Source organism: Streptomyces sp. TOM-9 (genome assembly GCF_056858595.1).
Genome location: NZ_JBXEQB010000001.1, coordinates 904,242 through 922,299, shown reverse-complemented (window position 1 = coordinate 922,299; position 18,058 = coordinate 904,242). Strand labels below are relative to the sequence as shown.

Sequence of the window (18,058 nt, the reverse complement as noted above, 5' to 3'; positions counted from 1 at the left end):
CGACCGGTTCCCGGGGAACCCCCCACCCGGCTGAACACCCCCCGCCGACCGTCCGTACTACGGGGGGACGTGCGTCCCGATCCACCGAACGGCAACAGGAAGGCGGCCGGCATGGCCCCATCGCGCCACGTGCTCAGCTCCGTCGTCGCAGGCACGGCCGCGTTGCTGCCGCTGGCCCTGGCGGGACCGGCGGCCGCCCACGGCGCGCCGGTGTCCCCGGTCAGCCGTGCCGCGGCGTGCGCGTCCGGAAGCGGACAGTACGTGGGGACGGCCGCCTGCCGGGCCGCCGCGGCCGCCAACGGCGGGAGCCGGCCCTTCGCGGACTGGGACAACCTCCGCGTCGCCGGGGTCGCGGGCCGCGACCGCCAGGTGATCCCGGACGGGAAGCTGTGCAGCGGCGGGCTGGCCGCCTTCCGCGGCCTCGACCTGCCGCGCTCCGACTGGCCGGCCACCCGGCTGACGCCGGGCGCCGCCTTCACCATGGCGTACGGGACGACCATCCCGCACCAGGGGACGTTCCGGCTGTACCTCACGAAGGAGGGCTACGACCCGACCCGGCCGCTGACCTGGTCGTCGCTGGCGAGCGACCCCTTCGTGAAGGTCACCGACCCGCCCGTGTCCGGCGGCACCTACCGCATCAGCGGGCGGCTGCCCTCGAACCGCACCGGGCACCACGTCCTCTTCACGATCTGGCAGAACTCCTCGACACCCGACACGTACTATTCGTGCTCCGACGTCGTCTTCCCGGCCGCCGCGGCCAAGGCACCGGCCAAGCCCGCGAAGCCGGCGAAGTCGTCGAAGCCCTCGCCGACCGCGGCCTCCGCGACGCCCGGGGCCACGGCGTCAAAGGGCACGGCGTCCCCCTCCGCCATTCGGACGGCCGGATCCCCCGCGGCCGCCCAGGCCTCCCCGCGGGACGCCGTGCGTACCCCGGCCACCCAGCCCGTGGCCGCCGAGAGCGAGGGACCGGGGCGCACCCTGCTGGCCCTCGGCAGCGCCACCCTGCTCGGCGGCATGGCCGCGATCGCCCTGCTGTTCCGGCTGCGCCGCTCACCGGGCACCCGGGGCCGGTAGTGGCACCCACAGGGCGCGTGGGAGCGCGGGCAGGGTGCGCAGGACGGCGTTGGGGGCGGTTGCCGCGTGGACCAGCATCGTCTCCTCGCCGTGGCCGTGGGTGGCGTACCGGTGGGTGGCCGCCCGCACCAGTTCGGTGAGGCGGGTGCGGGCCTCGTCCGGGTCCGCGACCGCCGCCGCCCACACCGGCAGGCCCGTGACGCGGCCGAGCCGGGCCGGGAAGCCGCCGTCCCGTACGGCGAGGGGCGCGACCGCGTCGAGGGCGGCGGCCGCGCTGCCCGCGCCGGGCAGTGGTGCGAGGTCCGCGACGGGGTGGTGGCGGGCGGCCCAGTAGCCGAGTCCGTGGGCGAGTTCGGCCAGCCGGGGTCCGGTGCTCTCGCCGGCCAGCAGGGTGCGTACGGCGTGGCCCACCCGGATCACCGGGTGCGTCGAGCCGCCGTACATCCCGGGCAGGAGGCGGGGCCACCACAGCGTGAGCACCTCGCGCCAGGGGTGTTCGGCGATCTCGCGCCCGAAGTAGCCGATCCAGTCGGCGGCCCGGCGCGGATCGCCGAGCGCGGCCCGCCAGTTGCCGGCCGTGACCGGCTCGGTGCCGGACGGGAACTCCTCGAGCTTGCGCGCGTACAGGTCGAGCCAGCGGTGCACCGACCGGGCCTGTCCGCGGGCGGCGAGGGCCTCGACGGCCATCGGCGCGTGGTTGGTGAGCCGCCCGAGTCGTTCGGGCCCCGATCCGTGCAGTCGCTGGAGCGCCTCGTCCAGCGTCCCTGTCGTATCCATGGCCAGGACAGTAGGCGGGGCGCCGCGGCGGCGTAACCGGCCGCAGGCGTAGGACCCGGCCTAGGTCGCACGGTCCTTCAGAGCCCCGCGGAGCCCTTCGGAGCCCTTCGGCCCGGGCTCAGGCGAGCCCGAAGGAGTCCGCCAGGGAGTCGATCTGGGCGGCCAGGAGCGTGGCGCCGCTGTGGCCCATGCCCTCGAACTGGCCGGCCGTCTCCAGGCCGACGGCGCCGTGCAGCTGGGACCACGCGAGCACGGCGCCGGCCAGGGGCACACCGGGGGCCGCCGCGGCGCGCTCCCCGGCGTGGGTGGTCACCCAGGCGGCGACGGCGTCGTCGCGGCGTGCCCAGCTGTCCATCTCCTCGACGACGGGGAGGACGGCCGCGGTGGGGGAGGCCGTGGCGAAGACCCCCAGGAAGGGTCCCAGGGCCGCCCTGGCGCGCTCCACAGTGTCGGCCGGCCGCGTGTGGCACCTGCCCACGGCGCCCGCGGTGAGCACCCGCGAGGTGCACCGCATGGTCGAGGAGCGCGTCGGGCGGCCGCTGAAGGTCGTCGTCCTCGACGGGCCGCGGCCCTTCGGGCCCTTCGACGAGGAGTTCATGGCCGAGTACGCCGAGATGTTCTACCAGCACACCGAGCCGCAGGTCATGGACTCCTCGGCCTTCGAGCGGGCCTTCGGCGCGCGGCCGGCACCGCTCGGCGAGGCGCTCGACGCCACCGTCGCCTGGTACCGCGGACTGCTCGCGGGCACGTGACGGCGGCGCCCTCCCGGCGCCGGTCCCGTGGCCTTAGGGGGCCGGTACGAGACCGTCGGCGACGAGGCCGGCCAGGACGGCCTCCCCGAGCGCGTGCAGCGCCGACTGCGGGCGCACCATCACGGTGAACTCCTTGACCAGGCCCGCCTCGTCGACCTGCAGCAGGTCGATGCCGTGGATGCTCTTGCCGCCCACGGTGGCACGGAACACCAGCACCGTCGACGGTGCCTCGGTGCCGTCGGCGCTCGTCTCGACCGTGCCGTCGAGGGTCCCCACGTAGTGGAAGTCCTCGAAGGCGCGCAGCAGGACGCCGAAGAGTCCCAGCACCATGGGCTTGCCCTCGAACGGGGTGAACTTCACCGGGCTGTAGAGGCGGATGTCGTCGTGGAACAGTTCGTCCAGCGCGCTGAGATCGCGGCGCTCGACGGCGGACCGGAAGCGGTCGGCGGCTGTCATGGCTCCTCCTGGTCGTCCGGCTCCGGACGTCGACACTCAGAAAATTGATTACTCAGTTTCTTGAGTATCATGGGGAGCGGTCACACGGAAGAGCACGGCACGGCAGGACAGACGTGACGGCGGACGGAAGGGGAGCCGGGATGGCCCTGCGGCACGCGGTCCTGGCCGCACTCCTGGACGGGGAACTCAGCGGCTACGAGCTGACGAAGGCGTTCGACATCGGGGTGGCGAACTTCTGGCACGCCCTGCCGCAGCAGCTCTACGCCGAACTGACCAGGCTCGAGAAGGACGGGCTGATCGCGGGCCGTGAGGTCGTGCAGGACAGCCGGCCCAACAAGCGGCTCTTCCACGTCACCGAGGGCGGGGTCGCCGAGCTGGAACGGTTCGCGGCGGCGGTCGGCAAACCCTCCTTCATCCGCGACGACCTGCTCGTGGCGGTGCAGGCCGCGGACGTGGTCGACGCCGGGGAGCTGATCGCCCGGCTCGGCGAGCGGGCCGCCTTCGCCGACGCCAAGATCGAGCTGTTCGAACGGCTCCTCGCGCGGATGCGCGGCGGCCGCACCGAGGAGGAGTTCCTCGGTCGCGGCCGCCGCGTCGGCCCCTACCTCACCTGCCTGCGCGGCCTGGCCTTCGAGGAGGGCAACCGGGACTGGTGCCGGCGGGCCGCCGAAGTCCTGCGGCAGCGGGCCCACGTCGCCGAGGAACGCTGACGGCCCGCGACGCCCGGTCTCATCCCGCCCGCAGGGCGGCCGTCAGCCACGCCACCGCCGGGGCCAGCGCGGGCGGCGCCTCCTGCCCGCCCACCCGCGCCAGCAGCTGCCAGTAGCGCTCGTAACGGGAGTCGTGGGAGATCTCCAGCCGTTCGGCCAGCCATCCTCGGAACTCCGGACCGTCCGCCCGGCCGGACAACTGCGCGTACGCGCGGACGAGTTCCTCCACGACAGGACGGGCCGCCGGCGATGCCGGGCCGATGCCCGCCGCCACGGCGCCGCCCGCGCGCTCCCGCAGCAGCTCGGCCGTCCGGCGGGCCGCCGCCGGGTCCGGCTGACCGCCCTCGGCGAGGGCGCGGCTCTGGTCGGCGACGGCGCGGCGGACGCCGGCCCTGAAGTCCTCGTCCTGGATCAGCTCGGCCAGCTCCACCCAGGCGCCCACCTGCTCCGGCGAGGCGTCGTCGGGGAGTTCGGGCGTCGCGGCGCGCATCATGGCCGGGAAACCGGGGTCGACGTCGATGCCGCTCACGACGTCGTCGACGAACTCGTCGACGAGGCGGCGGCGTTCACGGTCCGAGAGGGTGGCGAGTCGGTGCATCAGTTCCGTCTCCTGTGGTGAGGCCCCGCGCCCCGCGACCGTCCGCAGCACCGCCTGGCGGACCCGCAGGGTGCGGATCTGCACCTCCAGCGCCTCGGCGTGGGCCGCGGCGACCTCGGCGACGGTGACCTTCCTGTCCAGGATGGAGTGGACGGCCGCGAGGTCGATGCCGAGCTCGCGCAGCGTGCGCACGAGGGCCAGACGGTCCAGCGCGGCCCGGTCGTAGAGCCGGTAGCCGGCGGGTGTCCGATCGGTCGGCGGCACCACTCCGGTGTCCGACCAGTACCGGATGGTCTTCACCGTCAGACCGGTCAGCCGGGCCAGCTCACCGATGGTGTGGAGGGTGTCGTCGTCCATGTCCGCCATCCTGGGGTCTCCCGCCGCGGGAGACTCAAGCATGATGCGCCCCGGGCTGCGCCGCGCCTCACCAGGCGCGGGCCTCGCGCAGCAGCAGGTCGCGGACGAGGCCGAGGTGCGGGTGGTGGTCGGCGCCCGGGCGCTGGACGAGGTAGGCGGTGTTGATGGGCGGGTCGTCGGGGTCGAGCAGCGGGACCAGGGTGCCCTCCGCCAGGGCGGCGGCGCACAGGTAGCGGGGGAGTACGGCGAAGCCCGCGCCCGCGGCGACGGTGGCGAGCACGCCGCGCAGGTCCGGGACCGTCACGGCGGCCTGGCCGGTGAGACGGCGGCCGAACACGTGGCGCCAGTAGCGGCGCGCGATCGGCAGGTCCTCGGCGTACGAGACGAGCGGGACGCCGCTCAGCGCGCCGGGCCCGCCGGAGGCCACGTCCAGCGGGGCGGCCCGGGAGGGGGCGGCCACCAGCACGAACTCCTCGTCCATCAGGGGCACGGCGCTGAGCAGGCGCCCGCGCGGGCGGTGCGTGGAGATCACCAGGTCGTGCTGCCCGGCCCGCAGCGACTCCAGCAGGACGTCGGTGAGCCCGGTGCCGATCCGCAGCCGCACGCCGCGCTCGACGAGCGGCGCGAGCGCGGGCAGCACGCGTTCGCACAGCAGCTCAGCAGGGCCGCCGAGGCGGACCGGCTCGGCGGGGAGGTCCGCGTCGCCGTGCCCGCGGTCGGCGACGGCGGCGAGCGCGTCGAGCGGCTCGGCCACCCGTCCGGCGAGCTCGTCGGCGAAGGGCGTGGCGGCGACACCGCGGGGCAGCCGTTCGAAGAGCTCGCGCTCCAGTTGGCCTTCGAGCGTACGGATCTGGGTCGTCACCGTCGGCTGGGAGAGTCCCAGGAGCCGCGCGGCCGCGGTGAAGGAACCGGCGCGGTGCACCGCCAGGAAGGTGCGCAGCAGCGTCAGGTCCAGCGACCCCCCTCCCGGGCCCCCGCCCCCGTGCCCCGGGCGTATTCCCGGCAACCCATTGGAAACCGTATGGCTCATGGTGGCGATCCTATTGGAAGCCAATGGGAAGTCCGCCCTACCGTCGAGCCGTCCGGCCCGCTCCGACGCGGTCCGGTGGCAACCGAGCACACCAAGGAGACCTGACATGGCGAAGATCCTGTTCGTCCTGACCGGCGCCTCGTCCTGGACGCTGTCCGACGGCACCGAGCACCCCACCGGCTTCTGGGCCGAGGAGGCCGTGACCCCGTACCGGATCCTCACCGCCGCGGGTCACGAGGTCGTGGTGGCCACCCCGGGTGGTGTCGTGCCGGCCGTGGACCGGGGGAGCCTGGCCGCCGAGTTCAACGGCGGGGAGGAGGGCGCCCGGGCCGTCGCCGAGGAGCTGGAGGCGATGACGGTGCTACGGCGCCCGATCAAGCTGGAGGAGGCGGACCTCGACGACTACGCCGCCGTGTTCTATCCCGGCGGGCACGGGCCGATGGAGGACCTCGCCGTCGACCGGGTCTCCGGACGCCTGCTGACGGCCGCGCTGGACTCGGGCAAGCCGCTCGGCGTCGTCTGCCACGGCCCCGCGGCCCTGCTCGCCGCCGAACGCGCCGACGGAGGCTGGCCGTTCGCGGGCTACCGGCTGACCGGCTTCACCAACGCAGAGGAGACCCAGGGAGGGCTTGCCGGCCGTGCCCCCTGGCTCCTGCAGGACCGTCTGGTCGCCCTCGGCGCGGACTTCCAGGAGGGCGAGCCGTGGACGCCCCACGTGGTGACCGACCGCAACCTGATCACCGGTCAGAACCCGGCCTCCTCCGGCCCGCTGGCCGAGCGCCTGCTCGCCACGCTGGCCTGAGGCTGGACCGGCCCGCCCGGCGCCCCCGAGGATGGGGCGCCATGAAGGTGAACAGCGTGGCCGAAGCCGAGGCCCTGGCACGCCTGGCGCACGAGGGCCAGACCGACCGCATCGGCGTGCCCTACATCGAGCACGTCCGGGCCGTCGCGGCGGGCCTCGCCGCCTTCGGCCCGGACCTCCAGATGGCCGGACTCCTGCACGACGTCATTGAGGACACCCTCTGGACCGCCGGCCGGCTGCGCGCCGCCGGCGTCCCGGAGCGGGTCGTCGGCATCGTCGAGCAGGTCACCAACCAGCCGGGCGTGTCCTACGAGGACAAACTGCGCCGGATCGCCGCCGGCCGGGACGCGGCCCTGGTGAAGATCGCCGACAACGCCCACAACAGCCACCCGGACCGGGCCGCGCGCCTCGACGAGGCGCAGCGGCTACGGCTGGCCGCCAAGTACCGCGGGGCGCGGGCGATCCTGTGGCCCGCGGTGCCCCGCGAGGACGTCGCCACGATCCTCGCGGTCGTCAACCCGGCACTGCTGACGGATCTTCCGCCGGCCTGGTGATCGCGGTGACCACCCGTTGCAGGCTGGCCAGCCAGATCGCGGCGTCGACGGCGTAGTACAGCAGCGGGTCCGGTGCCCGGCCGCCCGAGGCGGCGCAGACGTCCGCGATGACCGTGCGGTCCGTCGGCACGCTCCGTCGCGGGGACTCGGCGGGTGCCGGACGCATCGTGCCCGAGCGCAGGTCGTAGGTCAGCGGCAGGGTGGTCAGCCGCAGATGGTGCGCCGCGTCCCGCAGGTGCGCGGCGCTGAGCGGCCATGCGGCCAGCGCGCCCGGCGGGCAGTGGTCGACGAGGGTCTGCCCCATGGTGAGGACCCGGTTCCCGGCCAGCATGATCGCCTGGAAGTCCGTCGGCAGCGCGGGTCCCGCACCGGGGGCGTCGCGTTCGGTGGCGAACTGCGCGTAGCTCGCCTCCGCGATCAGCTGGGCGAGCCGGGCCCTGGACAGCTCGTCGCCCACCGTCCCGGTCCCGGTGATGCACTCGGTGATCCGGGTGACCGCCAGGGTGCCCTGGTCCAGCAGCCGCGAACAGGCCCGCCCCAGCTCGCCCGTGCCGCCCCGCGGCCAGGCCAGCAGCCCGACGAGGATGCCGGTCAGCGCACCCGTCACCACGTCCGCGATCCGGAACGCGGCGAGTTCAGGACCCGAGGGGGCGATCTGCGTGAAGGCGGAGGCCACCGCGATCGTGAAGAACGCCTGGCCCCAGCCGAGACCGAGCACCGGCCCCGCCGTGAACGCGAGGAAGAACACGGGCGTCATCATGACCGCGTACACCGGCGTGTGGTCGCCCACGAGCAACAGCAGCAACGCGGCCACCCCGGCCCCCAGCAGCGTGCCCCGCACCGCGGGGACCACGGTCGTACGGGTGCCGGCGGCGCTGGTGCGCATCACCGTCAGCGTGGTCAGGAGCGCCCAGAAGCCGTGCGACAGGTCGAGCCCGCCCGCGATCAGCCGCGCCGCGGCGAGGGCCAGTGCGATGCGTACGGCGTTCTGGAAGTAGACCGAGCGCGGCGTGAGATGGGCCCGCATCCGGTGCCCGTACAGGGCGACGGGGGACTGCCCCGCGTACCAGAACGGCCCCAGCCGCTCCTCGGGCCGTGTCGTGTCGGGCGGCACCGGCGCGCCGAGCGCGATCCGCACGGAGGTGACCAGGAAGGCCGCGGTGTACGCGATGTCGAGCGCGATCGCCCCGTCCCGCACCGTCGTGGCGGACGTCCCCCCGGACACCGGCCGGCGGGCCCGGTGCTCCTCGAAGGCCGCCGCGGCGGCCGCGCACGGGGCGACCAGGGGCGCCGGGGCCTCGCCCTTCAGCGCCCGGGCGGCACTGTGGCAGGCGGTGGCCGAGGCCAGCAGCATCCGCGACCGGGCCGGGTCGGGGGCCGGTGTGCGGTCCGCCGCGTCCTCGGCCAACTGCCCGGTCTGCGCCAGCAGGTGCCGCAGGTACGCGGCCCCCTGGCACAGCGCCCGGTCGCGTGCCCCCGCCGACGCCGGGCGCTCGTCCTTCGGCACGTGGCTCATGCGCAGCTGCTGCGCCGTCCCCAGCAGGCTTTCCAGTCGCTCGGTCACCACCGGCGGCTCGAGCGCCAGAGACCGCAGGGCCTTCGCCGCGGTCTCGCACGCGTGGGCGAGCCGGTCCTGGTAGCGGCCCGGCGACGGATCCGGCCACACCCACACCTCGGCGGCGGCCATCAGCAGCACGCCGACCACCAGACCGCACAGGCGCAGGCCCAGCGACTCCGGCTGGTACGGGGGGAAGCACGGCAGGATGTAGAACAGCTGCAGCCCGTTGGCGAGCCCCACGAGCTTGGGCCCGCCCACGCCCGCGTACGTCACCGCGAACCCGACCCCGAGCATCCCCAGCGCCGCCGTCCAGTCGCTGACGGCCAGTGCCGTGCCCAGGGCGATGAGCAGCGCGGCCACCGGCAGCGCGGCCAGCAGGGTGCGGGCGCGCTCGACCGGCGTACCGGGAACGTAGGACAGGCCACCGGAGGCCACGGCGCCGAAGAGGGCGTAGATCGCGACGACCGGCTGGCCGAAGCCGTAGCGCGCGACGTAGAAGCTCAGGCACGCCACGAGGGCCACCCGCACCGAACGGCGCACCGCCCGGAGGCCCGGATCACGGGCCCGCAGCCACTCCAGCGCACCGCGACCGGGCACCCGCGGCCTCCTCGTTCCTCAGGTCCACGACACGCCGGACCCCTTCAGATCACGGTAGGCCGGGCAGGACCGCCCGGCCACCGCGCTGTCCCGCCCCGCCCGCGCCTCACAGGCGCACGGTGACCAGCGCGATGTCGTCGGCCGCGCCTCCGGTGACGCCGAGCCGGGCCAGCAGGGCGTCCGCGAGCCGCTCGGCGCCGAGCCCGGGGGTATCGGCGAGCGCGGAGGTCAGCCGGGCCAGGCCCGTGTAGATGTCCTCCCTGCGGCGCTCGATCAGACCGTCGGTGTACAGCACCAGCGTGTCCCCCGGGCGGTACGACAAGGCCGCCTGCGGCCGGGCGACGTGGGCGGGGCGGGCACCCAGGGGCGGGTCGGTGGCCTGGTCCAGCAGTTCGCAGGTGCCGTCGCCGTGGAGCAGCACGGGCGGCGGATGCCCGGCGCTGCTGTAGCTGATCGTGCGCCGCTCCTTGTCGATCAGCGCGCTGACGGCGGTGGTGGCCACGGCCCCCTCGACGCAGCGGGCGTAGAGGCCGACGACCTCCAGAGCCTTGGCGGGACCGTCGACGGTGCGCATGGCCGCGCTCAGCGCGCTGCGCAGCATCCCCATGACGCTGGCGGCCTCCAGGCCGTGGCCCACGACGTCGCCGACCGCCACCGCGTAGCAGTTCGGCGAGAGGTTGACCACGTCGTACCAGTCGCCGCACACGTTCAGCGAGCCCGCGGCCGGCAGGTAGCGCACCGCGATGTCCTCGTGCTGGTGCAGGTCCGGCGAGTGGAGCATGGCCTCCTGCAACGTGAGGGCGACCTGCCGTTCGCGGGCGTGGGCCTCGCGCAGCTGGTCGTTGAGGCGCTGCAGCTCCCGGGCCCGCGCGTACAGCTCGGCCTCCATCGCCTGTTCCCGCTCGCTCAGGTCCGAGCCCTGCAGCCCGTGCCGGTGCTGGCGGGCCTGGACGAACGAGGTCACGTCCTCCACCCGGTGGATGATCCATGCGACGGTGCCGTCCGGCCCGAGGACGGGGGTGTTGATCGGGCTCCACCAGCGCTCCTCGAACTTCCCGGGATCGGCCATCACCGGGATGTCGTACTTCTGCAGCGCCATCGTGTCGGGCTCGCGGCAGGTCAGGGCCCGCTGCAGGGAGGCGCTGAGGTTGCGCACCCCGTCCGCCAGCGGGTCGTCCGGGTTGTCGGGGAACGCGTCGAAGATGTACTGGCCGATCAGGTCGTCCCGGGTGCGGTTGGTCGCCGCCAGGTACGCCTGGTTGACGCCCACGATCACCAGCGCGGCGTCCAGGACCAGATACGGGCTCGGGGTCGCCGCGAACAGCGCCGCGTAGTCGATCTGCGGTGTCGCCACGGCGTGCTCGTCGTCCCCCGTGTCCGGCAGGGCCACGCAACCAATCTATAAGGCGTTCGGCCGGCGGGCCCGCCCGGCGGCGGGTTCAGCCCGAGGCGAGCGACGTACGGGACTCCAGGTCGCGGCGCGTGGCGTCGCCGTACTCACCGCTCTCGTCGCCGCGGACGCCGTACCAGACCTGGAAACGGGCGACGGCCGCGGCGAGGCGCCCGTCGAAGCGGCCGTCGACGGCACCGTCCGCGTAGACGTCCGGAATCCGCAGCAGCCGGGCCTGGAGCTCGCTGACGGCCGGTCCGGTGTCGCCCTGCCGGAGCACCCCGCCGATCGCGCCCGCACCGGGCGAGCCGGGCGCGGAGGGGGAGGCGGGTGCGGCGCCCTGCGGGGTACCGGGGTGCAGGACGCCGGGGGAGAACAGGGCGAGGGCGAGCGCGAATCCGGCGGCCCCGCCGGTGCCGGTGAGCAGTGCGACGCGCAGCGCGCGCGGGGTGCGGGGGGAGCGCCGGGGCGGTGCCGTCCGGGTGCCGGCCCGGGGGTCCGCGGTCCGGGGCGCGGCCCGTCGCGGGGGCGGTCCGGTGCGGGGCAGCGGCTGGGTGTCAGGGCCGTCCTCCCGGGACGGGGCGGTACCGCCGGCGGGGCGGAAGAGGCCGAGGGACTCCTCCCAGGGCTCGTCCGGCCCTCCGGGCGTCTCCCGCGCGGTGATGATGCGCGTCGGCTCGATCATGCGGCGCCGCGGCGGTCCTCCGCCGGACGGGTTCGGCACAGCGGTCCCCCTGTTCTCCCCCCGTCATCCGTACTGGGCCGACCACGCTAGGACCCGCCGGTGGGCCGAAGGCCCGGAATCGCCGAACGCGCCGCGCCCCGGGCCCCGTTGGGGTATGCGCGCGGTCACCGCCGACGGCGCCGCGAAGGAACCCTGATGACCTTGTGCCGGCCGGTCGCCTATCGTCGTGGCTGCGGAGACCGCTCCGCGGGTGACGGCACGAGTGGAGGACGACTGTGCGCTACCGGGACCTGGGACGCAGCGGGCTGCGGGTGTCGGAGATCGGCTACGGAGCCTGGGGGATCGGCGAGTCCGCATGGGTGGGCGCGACCGAGGACGAGTCGCTGCGCGCCCTGAACCGGGCCGTCGACCTCGGGGTGAACCTCATCGACACCGCCCGCGGCTACGGCGAGAGCGAGCGCATCGTCGGGCGGGTCGTCCGCGACCGCGCCCGGGCCGGTGACGAGATCCTCGTGGCCACCAAGGTGCCGCCGAAGAACCGTGTGTGGCCCGCCCCCGACGGCGTGGACCCGGCGGAGGCGTTCCCCGGCGACCACATCCGCGAGAGCCTCGAGACCAGCCTGCGGGCCGCCGGGCTCGACCACTTCGACGTGCTCCAGTTCCACGTCTGGAGCGACGAGTGGGTCGGCCGCGGGGACTGGGCGGAGACCGTCGCCGACCTGAAGAAGGAGGGCAAGATCCGGCTCTTCGGGGTGTCGGTCAACGACCACGAGCCGGACAACGCCCTCGCCCTGGTCCGCAGCGGGCTCGTGGACACGGTGCAGGTGATCTACAACGTCTTCGACCAGGCACCGGCGGACGCGCTGCTCCCCGCCTGCCAGGAACACGGCGTCGGCGTCATCGTCCGGGTGGCCCTCGACGAGGGCGGGCTGACCGGCCGGATCACCGCCGGGACCACCTTCCCCGAAGGGGACTTCCGCAACCGCTACTTCCGTGACGACCGCCCGGCGCAGGTGGAACAGCGCGTGGACGCCATCCTCTCCGACCTCGGCATCGACCCCGACGACATGGCGGAGACCGCCCTGCGGTTCGTGCTGAGCGCCCCCGCGGTCTCCACCGTCATCCCCGGCATGCGGTCGGTGCGCAACGTCGAGCGGAACACCGCGCTGAGCGACGGCCGCCCCCTGACGCCGGAACAACTCGCGGTCCTGGCCCGGCACCGCTGGGAGCGCAACTTCTACGGCTGACCGCCCGCAGCATGAACGCCCCCGGCGGGGGAAGGCGCGCTTCCGGACAGAACGGCTCGTTCACGGAGGTGGCCATGTCAGCGTCGACGGCTCACGCCGACCCGCCGGGAGCGTTGCGGACCGATGTGCCGGCCCGGCTGGACCGGTTGCCGTGGACCCGCTGGCACTGGCGCATCGTCATCGGCCTGGGCACCGTGTGGATCCTCGACGGCCTCGAGGTCACCATCGTCGGCACCATGGCGGGCCGGCTGGCCGAGCAGGGCAGCGGCATCGACATCAGCACCGCCCAGGTCACCACGCTGGCGGCCGCGGTGTACGTCGCCGGGGCCTGCCTGGGCGCGCTGTTCTTCGGCAGGCTGACCGACCGGCTCGGCCGCAAGAAGCTGTTCATGGTGACCCTGGCCGTCTACCTCGCGGCCACGGCGGTCACCGCGGTGTCGTGGACCGCCTGGTTCTTCATCCTGTGCCGCTTCGTCACCGGCTTCGGCATCGGTGGCGAGTACGCCGCCATCAACTCGGCGATCGACGAGCTGATCCCGGCCCGGGTGCGCGGCCGGATCGACCTGATCATCAACGGCAGCTTCTGGATCGGCGCCGCCGTGGGCGCGTTCGCGTCCATCGCCCTGCTGGACACCTCGCTGTTCGCCGGCAACGTCGGCTGGCGGCTCGCCTTCGGCATCGGCGTCGTCCTGGGCCTGGTCATCCTGCTGGTGCGCCGTCACGTGCCGGAGAGTCCGCGCTGGTTGTTCACCCACGGACGGGCGGAGGAGGCCGAGCGCCTGGTCGCCGACGTCGAGCGCACGGTGGCCGAGGAGAGCGGCAAGCCCCTGCCGGAGCCGGGCGAGAGCATCCTCATCCGTCCCCGCGGCGAACTGGGCTTCCTCACCATCGCGCGCACCGTCACCCGCCAGTACCCGCGCCGCACCCTGCTCGGCCTCGCGCTCTTCTCCGGCCAGGCCTTCCTCTACAACGCCGTCACCTTCGGCTACGCGGTCATCCTGACCACCTTCTTCGACGTGCCGAACGGCGACACCGGCTACTACTTCGCCGTCATCGCGGTCGGCAACTTCCTCGGCCCGCTGCTGCTCGGTCACCTCTTCGACTCCGTGGGCCGCAAGCCGATGATCACCGGCAGCTACGTCGGCTCCGGCCTGCTCCTGTTCGGCACCGCCTGGCTGTTCCAGCAGGGCGCCCTCAGCGCGGTCACCATGACGGCCTGCTGGACCGCGGTGCTGTTCCTCGCCTCCGCGGGCGCCAGCGCGGCCTACCTGACGGTCAGCGAGATCTTCCCGCTGGAGACCCGGGCACTGTGCATCGCCTTCTTCTACGCCGTCGGCACCGCCCTCGGCGGCATCACCGGCCCCCTGCTCTTCAACGGCCTGGTCGGCAGCGGCGAGCCCGGCGACACCACCCTCGCCTTCTGCCTCGGCGCCGCCCTGATGACCCTCGCGGGCCTGGTCGAGGCGGCCATCGGGGTACGCGCCGAGCGGCGCAGCCTGGAGTCCCTGGCCGCCCCGCTCAGCGCCGTCGAGGAACCGGCGGGGGCCACCTCCGACACCTCCGGCGCGCGCCCGTGAAGGGCGTCCGCGGCGGCTCCCGGGGCGTATCGTCCGGTGGGTCGTAGGCAATCCAGGGGAGGACCCCCGTGCGAAAGATCATCCTGCAGATGGCGGTGTCCCTCGACGGCTACTTCGAGGGGCCCGACCGTGAGATCGACTGGCACCGCGTGGACGAGGAACTGCACCTCCACATGAACGAGCGGCTGAAGACGATGGGCGCCTTCCTGAGCGGCCGCGTCACCCACGAGCTCATGGCCGCCTACTGGCCCACCGCCGACGCCGACCCGCAGAGCAGCCCCGCCGAGGCGGAGTTCGCCGGGATCTGGCGCGACATGCCGAAGTTCGTGTACTCGCGGACCCTGGAGCGGGCCGAGTGGAACGCCACGATCGTGCGCGACGTCGTCGCCGAGGAGGTCATGGAGCTCAAGGCGCGGCCGGGCGGCGACCTGGTCCTCGGCGGTGCCGACCTCGCCGCCTCGTTCCTGCGGCTGGGACTGGTCGACGAGTACCGGATCTACGTCCACCCGGTCGTGCTGGGCCGGGGCAGGTCGGTCTTCCCCGACTCCGACGCGCTCACCGCCCTCCGGCTCGCCGGGACCCAGACCTTCGGCAACGGGGTCGTGCTGCTGCAGTACGACCGCGCCGACGCCGGACCGGGCGTCTGAGCGGGCATCGGACTTGGGCGCCTGACCGCCGCTAGAGCGCGCCGCGTTCCACGCACCCGCGCAGGAACGCGGCCTGCCCGGCGTGCTGCAGGTCGTCCGACACCACGCTGACCAGCCGTACCGCCAGCGTCACCGGCGGATCCCAGCTGGTGTCGACGACGCGCGGGAAGTCCGTCTCGCGCAGCGTCCGCAGGTAGCCCAGGGTGTGCTCGTACACCGCGTCGTGATAGCCGGTCAGCAGCTCGCCCGATGCGACGCGCAGCGCGGCGACGTCCTTGGGACGGTGGCCGTACCCGGTGTCGTACGGCGCGAAGGGCAGGCCGAAGCGGTCGGCCCAGCCGCCGTCGGTCCACAGCTGTCCGGTGCCCGCGACGCCGGCCACGTGGTCGTCCTGAATGCGCGTCAGGTGCCAGATCAGCCAGGCGATAGAGTTCGCTCCCTCGTCGGGCCGCGCGTGCAGGCCGTCCAGGGGGATGCCGTCGACGGCCTCGTGCACGGTCTCCTGGATCCTGCCGAAGGCGTCGGCGAGCAGATCTGCGCTCCTCATGCGTGCTCCCTCGGTTCCTGTGCCGGGCGGTCCCCCGCTGCCGCTCCGCCCACGCTAGGCGGGCCGCCCCGCCGCGGCCACCAGACACTCCAGCACGCGGCGCAACGGCTGCTGCCCGGCGGTGCCGGCGGCCAGCAGCGCCGAGACCGTACGGGTCACGGGGTGCGCGGGCGGGTGCAGGCTGACGCCGTCCAGGGCGGCGGGCAGTGCCAGCCGCGGGACGAGCGCGACACCCGCACCGGCCGCGACGAGGGCGGTGAGGACCGAGAAGTCACTGGCCAGCGCCACCGGCCGGGGCACGAATCCGGCCGCGCCGCAGGCCCGCCGGGTCAGTTCGTGGCAGGAGGTGTCCGGCCCGGGCATGAGCCATTCCTGCCCGGCGAGGAGCGCCAGGTCGAGGGCCTCGCCCGGGGCCAGGCCGTGTCCGGCGGCGAGCGCGGGGGGAACGGCGAGCAGCACCGGGTCCTCCATCAGATGGTGCTGCTCGCAGCCGGCGGGCACCTCGCGCGGCAGCAGGCTGTAGGCGTGGACGACGGCGATGTCGGCCTCGCGGCGCCGCAGCAGCTCCACCGCCGCGTCGGGTTCGTGCTCGGCGATCCTGAGCCCGGTCGGCACACCGGCATCCCCGCCGGCGAGCAGCCGCCACACCTCCGGCAGCAGGGTGCGCGCCGCGGACGGGAAGGCGGCGACGCGGACGGGGCCGCCGGCGCCCCCGCGGAGCCTGTCCAACGCGGCCTCGGCGGAGGCGAGATCGCCGAGGATCACCTCCGCGTGCTCCACCAGCAGCCGTCCGGCCGGGGTCAACCGCAGCGTGCGGCCCCGCTTCTCCAGGACCGGGACCCCGGTCTCCCGCTCCAGCGCGGCGAGTTGCTGGGAGACGGCGGGGCCGGTCAGATGCAGCGCCTCGGCGGTGGCGGCGACCGTGCCGTGCACCGAGAAGGCCCGCAGCAGGCTCAGCCGGCGCACCTCGAGCATAAAGTCCACCTTCTCATTTCCGAAAGAAAGAGTAACTGGATCTTTTCCATCCTAGCCGGGACAGTAGGACACGTGAAGCCTCCCGCCCCCTCGCCCCGTGTCCTCGCCCTCGCCGGCACCGTCGTGCTGTGGGCCTCGGCGTTCCCCGCCATCCGCGTCGGCCTGGAGGGGCTGGGGGCCGCCGGCCTGTCCTTCCTGCGGCTGGCCGTGGCGTCCGCCGCGCTCGCCGTGGCCGCGCCCCTGCTCGGCGTCCGCCGGCCACGGCGGCGCGACCTGCCGCTCATCGCGTTGTGCGGCCTGACCGGCATGGCCGCGTACCAACTGCTGCTGAACTGGGGCGAGGTCCACGTCCCCGCGGGCACCGCCAGCCTGCTGGTCGCCATCGCCCCGGCCTTCAGCGTGCTCCTCGCGACGGCCTTCCTCGGCGAACCGCTGACCCGCACCGTCGTCGCGGGCAGCCTCGTGGCGATCGGCGGGGCCGCCGTCATCGCCCTCGCCCGCGGCGGCGCGCACTTCACCGCGGGCGCGCTCGTCGTCCTCGGCGCCGCCGTCGTCCAGGGCGTCTACCACGCGGCCACCAAACCGCTGCTGCGCCGCCACACCGGACTGGAGGTGGCCTGCTACGCCATGTGGGCCGGCACCCTGATGCTGCTGCCGCTCGCCCCCGGCACCGTGCGGGCGGCGGCCCACGCCTCCGGCCCCGCCCTCGCCTCGGCGGTCTACCTCGGCCTGCTGCCGTCCGCGCTGGGCTTCGTGATCTGGGGGTACGCGGTCGCCCGGCTCAGCCTCGCGACCTCCACGGCGGCCCTGTACCTCGTACCGCCGGTGGCCCTCCTCGTCGCCTTCGTGTGGCTCGGCGAGACCCCCCGGCCCACCGAACTGGCGGGTGGGGCGATCGGCATCGCGGGCGTCGTCCTGATCAACCGCGGGCGGCCCGGGGCGTCCGGGGCCGGCCGGGCCGCGCGTCAGCGGATCGCGAGGACCAAGGTCACGACGTAGTGCTCCTCGACCACGCCGTCCGGGAAGTGCCGCAGCAAGCGCTCCCGTTCGGCGGCGAGGAAGGCGCCGGCGCGTTCCTCGCCGAGCACCAGGAAGGCCGACTGGGTGCCGAGGTTCGCCAGGTGCACCTCGACGGGCACCCGCCGGGACCACGGCAGCCGGTGCTCGGCGAAACCCGGGCCGTCCGGCAGCCGCCCCGAGCGGGGATGGGACAGCTTCCCGAAGAAGCCGCCCAGCCGGTCCTGCTCGCCGGCGATCCACGGCACCGACACGTCGGGGTCGTTGCGCCACAGCGCGAACGCGCCGCCCGGCCGCAGCACCCGCAGCGCCTCCGGCACCGACCGCCGCGGATCGGTCCAGTGCCAGGCCTGCGCGTACGTCACGAAGTCGAAGGCGCCGGAGGCCAGTGGCAGCCGGTCGCCGTCCCCGCGCACCAGGGCGACGTCCGGCAGGTTGCGGCGCAGCTCCGCCGCCATGCCGTCGCCCGGCTCCACGGCCACCACCCGGGCGCCGCGCTCGTGCAGCAGCGCGGTGGCGATGCCGGTCCCCGCACCCACGTCGGCGACCAGGGCACCGCGCAGCCGGTGCCCCGCCAGCTCCTCGACGGCGTCGAGGAGGGCCGGCGGGTACGAGGGACGGTTCGCGGCGTACCGTCCGGCGGCCCGGTCGAAGGCGCGGGCGCGGGGTGAACTGGTCATACCTCCATGATCCTCCGCCCCGGCCCGC

18 protein-coding genes and 2 pseudogenes are annotated in these 18,058 nt (G+C 74.5%); 9 read left to right on the top strand and 11 right to left on the bottom strand.

The genetic code is table 11. The features are described 5' to 3' along the window. The first annotated feature begins 111 nt into the window (after positions 1–111). On the top strand, positions 112–1,074 hold the full coding sequence (locus AC1VWI_RS04260; protein ID WP_499509556.1) for a lytic polysaccharide monooxygenase auxiliary activity family 9 protein: 963 nt from the start codon (positions 112–114) through the stop codon (positions 1,072–1,074). Here AC1VWI_RS04260 and AC1VWI_RS04255 read toward each other — a convergent pair. After that, positions 1,075–1,851, bottom strand: a pseudogene (locus tag AC1VWI_RS04255) (questin oxidase family protein); the annotation flags it as partial. Positions 1,852–1,969: 118 nt separating this feature from the next. Further along, positions 1,970–2,365, bottom strand: coding sequence for a WHG domain-containing protein (locus tag AC1VWI_RS04250; RefSeq protein WP_499509555.1), 396 nt, complete (start codon positions 2,363–2,365; stop codon positions 1,970–1,972). Here AC1VWI_RS04250 and AC1VWI_RS04245 point away from each other — a divergent pair. Then, positions 2,304–2,603, top strand: a pseudogene (locus tag AC1VWI_RS04245) (epimerase); the annotation flags it as partial. The gene AC1VWI_RS04250 and the pseudogene AC1VWI_RS04245 sit on opposite strands and share 62 nt — an antisense overlap. A 33-nt stretch (positions 2,604–2,636) precedes the next feature. On the opposite strand, the gene AC1VWI_RS04240 reads toward AC1VWI_RS04245, so the two are convergent. After that, positions 2,637–3,059, bottom strand: a complete 423-nt coding sequence (locus AC1VWI_RS04240; protein ID WP_499509554.1) for a nuclear transport factor 2 family protein — start codon at positions 3,057–3,059, stop codon at positions 2,637–2,639. 140 nt (positions 3,060–3,199) lie between these two features. Between AC1VWI_RS04240 and AC1VWI_RS04235 the strand changes: the two genes are divergently transcribed. Then, positions 3,200–3,769, top strand: coding sequence for a PadR family transcriptional regulator (locus tag AC1VWI_RS04235; RefSeq protein WP_499509553.1), 570 nt, complete (start codon positions 3,200–3,202; stop codon positions 3,767–3,769). A 19-nt stretch (positions 3,770–3,788) separates the two neighbouring features. Here the strand turns inward: AC1VWI_RS04235 and AC1VWI_RS04230 are convergent, their stop codons facing one another. Next, positions 3,789–4,724: a MerR family transcriptional regulator gene (locus tag AC1VWI_RS04230; protein ID WP_499509552.1), complete on the bottom strand. Its 936-nt coding sequence runs from the start codon at positions 4,722–4,724 to the stop codon at positions 3,789–3,791. Positions 4,725–4,791: 67 nt separating this feature from the next. Then, positions 4,792–5,754 carry a LysR family transcriptional regulator gene (locus tag AC1VWI_RS04225; RefSeq protein ID WP_499509551.1) on the bottom strand — a complete coding sequence of 321 codons (963 nt, stop codon included), beginning with the start codon at positions 5,752–5,754 and terminating at the stop codon, positions 4,792–4,794. Between the two features lie 106 nt (positions 5,755–5,860). Here AC1VWI_RS04225 and AC1VWI_RS04220 point away from each other — a divergent pair, with 106 nt between their 5' ends. Continuing rightward, positions 5,861–6,556 carry a type 1 glutamine amidotransferase domain-containing protein gene (locus tag AC1VWI_RS04220; protein ID WP_499509550.1) on the top strand — a complete coding sequence of 232 codons (696 nt, stop codon included), beginning with the start codon at positions 5,861–5,863 and terminating at the stop codon, positions 6,554–6,556. Positions 6,557–6,597: 41 nt separating this feature from the next. Continuing rightward, complete coding sequence (locus AC1VWI_RS04215; protein WP_499509549.1) at positions 6,598–7,110, top strand: HD domain-containing protein; 513 nt, start codon at positions 6,598–6,600, stop codon at positions 7,108–7,110. On the opposite strand, the gene AC1VWI_RS04210 is transcribed toward AC1VWI_RS04215, so the two are convergent. The 3 genes from AC1VWI_RS04210 to AC1VWI_RS04200 form a co-directional block, all read right to left on the bottom strand. Further along, positions 7,070–9,265, bottom strand: coding sequence for an FUSC family protein (locus AC1VWI_RS04210; RefSeq protein WP_499509548.1), 2,196 nt, complete (start codon positions 9,263–9,265; stop codon positions 7,070–7,072). The genes AC1VWI_RS04215 and AC1VWI_RS04210 overlap by 41 nt on opposite strands. A gap of 106 nt (positions 9,266–9,371) precedes the next feature. Further along, positions 9,372–10,655 (bottom strand): PP2C family protein-serine/threonine phosphatase, encoded by a 1,284-nt coding sequence (locus AC1VWI_RS04205; protein WP_499509547.1) that lies wholly within the window; start codon positions 10,653–10,655, stop codon positions 9,372–9,374. 49 nt (positions 10,656–10,704) lie between these two features. Continuing rightward, a complete protein-coding gene (locus AC1VWI_RS04200) occupies positions 10,705–11,340 on the bottom strand; it encodes a peptidoglycan-binding domain-containing protein (protein ID WP_499509546.1) in 636 nt (211 codons plus the stop codon). 275 nt (positions 11,341–11,615) lie between these two features. Between AC1VWI_RS04200 and AC1VWI_RS04195 the strand changes: the two genes are divergently transcribed. From AC1VWI_RS04195 to AC1VWI_RS04185, 3 genes are all read left to right on the top strand, one after another. Further along, a complete protein-coding gene (locus AC1VWI_RS04195) occupies positions 11,616–12,587 on the top strand; it encodes an aldo/keto reductase (protein WP_499509545.1) in 972 nt (323 codons plus the stop codon). Between the two features lie 74 nt (positions 12,588–12,661). Beyond that, complete coding sequence (locus AC1VWI_RS04190; protein WP_499509544.1) at positions 12,662–14,164, top strand: MFS transporter; 1,503 nt, start codon at positions 12,662–12,664, stop codon at positions 14,162–14,164. Between the two features lie 68 nt (positions 14,165–14,232). After that, positions 14,233–14,811 carry a dihydrofolate reductase family protein gene (locus AC1VWI_RS04185; RefSeq protein WP_499509543.1) on the top strand — a complete coding sequence of 193 codons (579 nt, stop codon included), beginning with the start codon at positions 14,233–14,235 and terminating at the stop codon, positions 14,809–14,811. Between the two features lie 31 nt (positions 14,812–14,842). Here AC1VWI_RS04185 and AC1VWI_RS04180 read toward each other — a convergent pair whose 3' ends face one another. Then, positions 14,843–15,358, bottom strand: coding sequence for a mycothiol transferase (locus AC1VWI_RS04180; RefSeq protein ID WP_499509542.1), 516 nt, complete (start codon positions 15,356–15,358; stop codon positions 14,843–14,845). A 54-nt stretch (positions 15,359–15,412) separates the two neighbouring features. Beyond that, positions 15,413–16,333 (bottom strand): LysR substrate-binding domain-containing protein, encoded by a 921-nt coding sequence (locus AC1VWI_RS04175; protein WP_499509541.1) that lies wholly within the window; start codon positions 16,331–16,333, stop codon positions 15,413–15,415. Between the two features lie 72 nt (positions 16,334–16,405). On the opposite strand from AC1VWI_RS04175, the gene AC1VWI_RS04170 reads away from it, so the two are divergent. Further along, the gene (locus AC1VWI_RS04170; RefSeq protein ID WP_499509540.1) at positions 16,406–17,332 is read left to right on the top strand and encodes a DMT family transporter; all 927 of its coding nucleotides are present in this window, start codon (positions 16,406–16,408) and stop codon (positions 17,330–17,332) included. Here AC1VWI_RS04170 and AC1VWI_RS04165 read toward each other — a convergent pair. After that, entirely contained in the window at positions 17,299–18,030 is a 732-nt protein-coding gene (locus AC1VWI_RS04165; protein ID WP_499509539.1) for a class I SAM-dependent methyltransferase, read from the bottom strand. The genes AC1VWI_RS04170 and AC1VWI_RS04165 overlap by 34 nt on opposite strands. Positions 18,031–18,058: the final 28 nt, after the last annotated feature.

Coding starts and splice junctions, on each gene's coding strand:
- AC1VWI_RS04220 (WP_499509550.1), top strand. CDS start 5,861: ATGGCGAAGATCCTGTTCGTCCTGACCGGCGCCTCGTCCTGGACGCTG.
- AC1VWI_RS04180 (WP_499509542.1), bottom strand. CDS start 15,358: ATGAGGAGCGCAGATCTGCTCGCCGACGCCTTCGGCAGGATCCAGGAG.
- AC1VWI_RS04215 (WP_499509549.1), top strand. CDS start 6,598: ATGAAGGTGAACAGCGTGGCCGAAGCCGAGGCCCTGGCACGCCTGGCG.
- AC1VWI_RS04260 (WP_499509556.1), top strand. CDS start 112: ATGGCCCCATCGCGCCACGTGCTCAGCTCCGTCGTCGCAGGCACGGCC.
- AC1VWI_RS04165 (WP_499509539.1), bottom strand. CDS start 18,030: ATGACCAGTTCACCCCGCGCCCGCGCCTTCGACCGGGCCGCCGGACGG.
- AC1VWI_RS04230 (WP_499509552.1), bottom strand. CDS start 4,724: ATGGACGACGACACCCTCCACACCATCGGTGAGCTGGCCCGGCTGACC.
- AC1VWI_RS04250 (WP_499509555.1), bottom strand. CDS start 2,365: ATGCGGTGCACCTCGCGGGTGCTCACCGCGGGCGCCGTGGGCAGGTGC.
- AC1VWI_RS04200 (WP_499509546.1), bottom strand. CDS start 11,340: ATGATCGAGCCGACGCGCATCATCACCGCGCGGGAGACGCCCGGAGGG.
- AC1VWI_RS04240 (WP_499509554.1), bottom strand. CDS start 3,059: ATGACAGCCGCCGACCGCTTCCGGTCCGCCGTCGAGCGCCGCGATCTC.
- AC1VWI_RS04190 (WP_499509544.1), top strand. CDS start 12,662: ATGTCAGCGTCGACGGCTCACGCCGACCCGCCGGGAGCGTTGCGGACC.
- AC1VWI_RS04175 (WP_499509541.1), bottom strand. CDS start 16,333: ATGCTCGAGGTGCGCCGGCTGAGCCTGCTGCGGGCCTTCTCGGTGCAC.
- AC1VWI_RS04235 (WP_499509553.1), top strand. CDS start 3,200: ATGGCCCTGCGGCACGCGGTCCTGGCCGCACTCCTGGACGGGGAACTC.
- AC1VWI_RS04225 (WP_499509551.1), bottom strand. CDS start 5,754: ATGAGCCATACGGTTTCCAATGGGTTGCCGGGAATACGCCCGGGGCAC.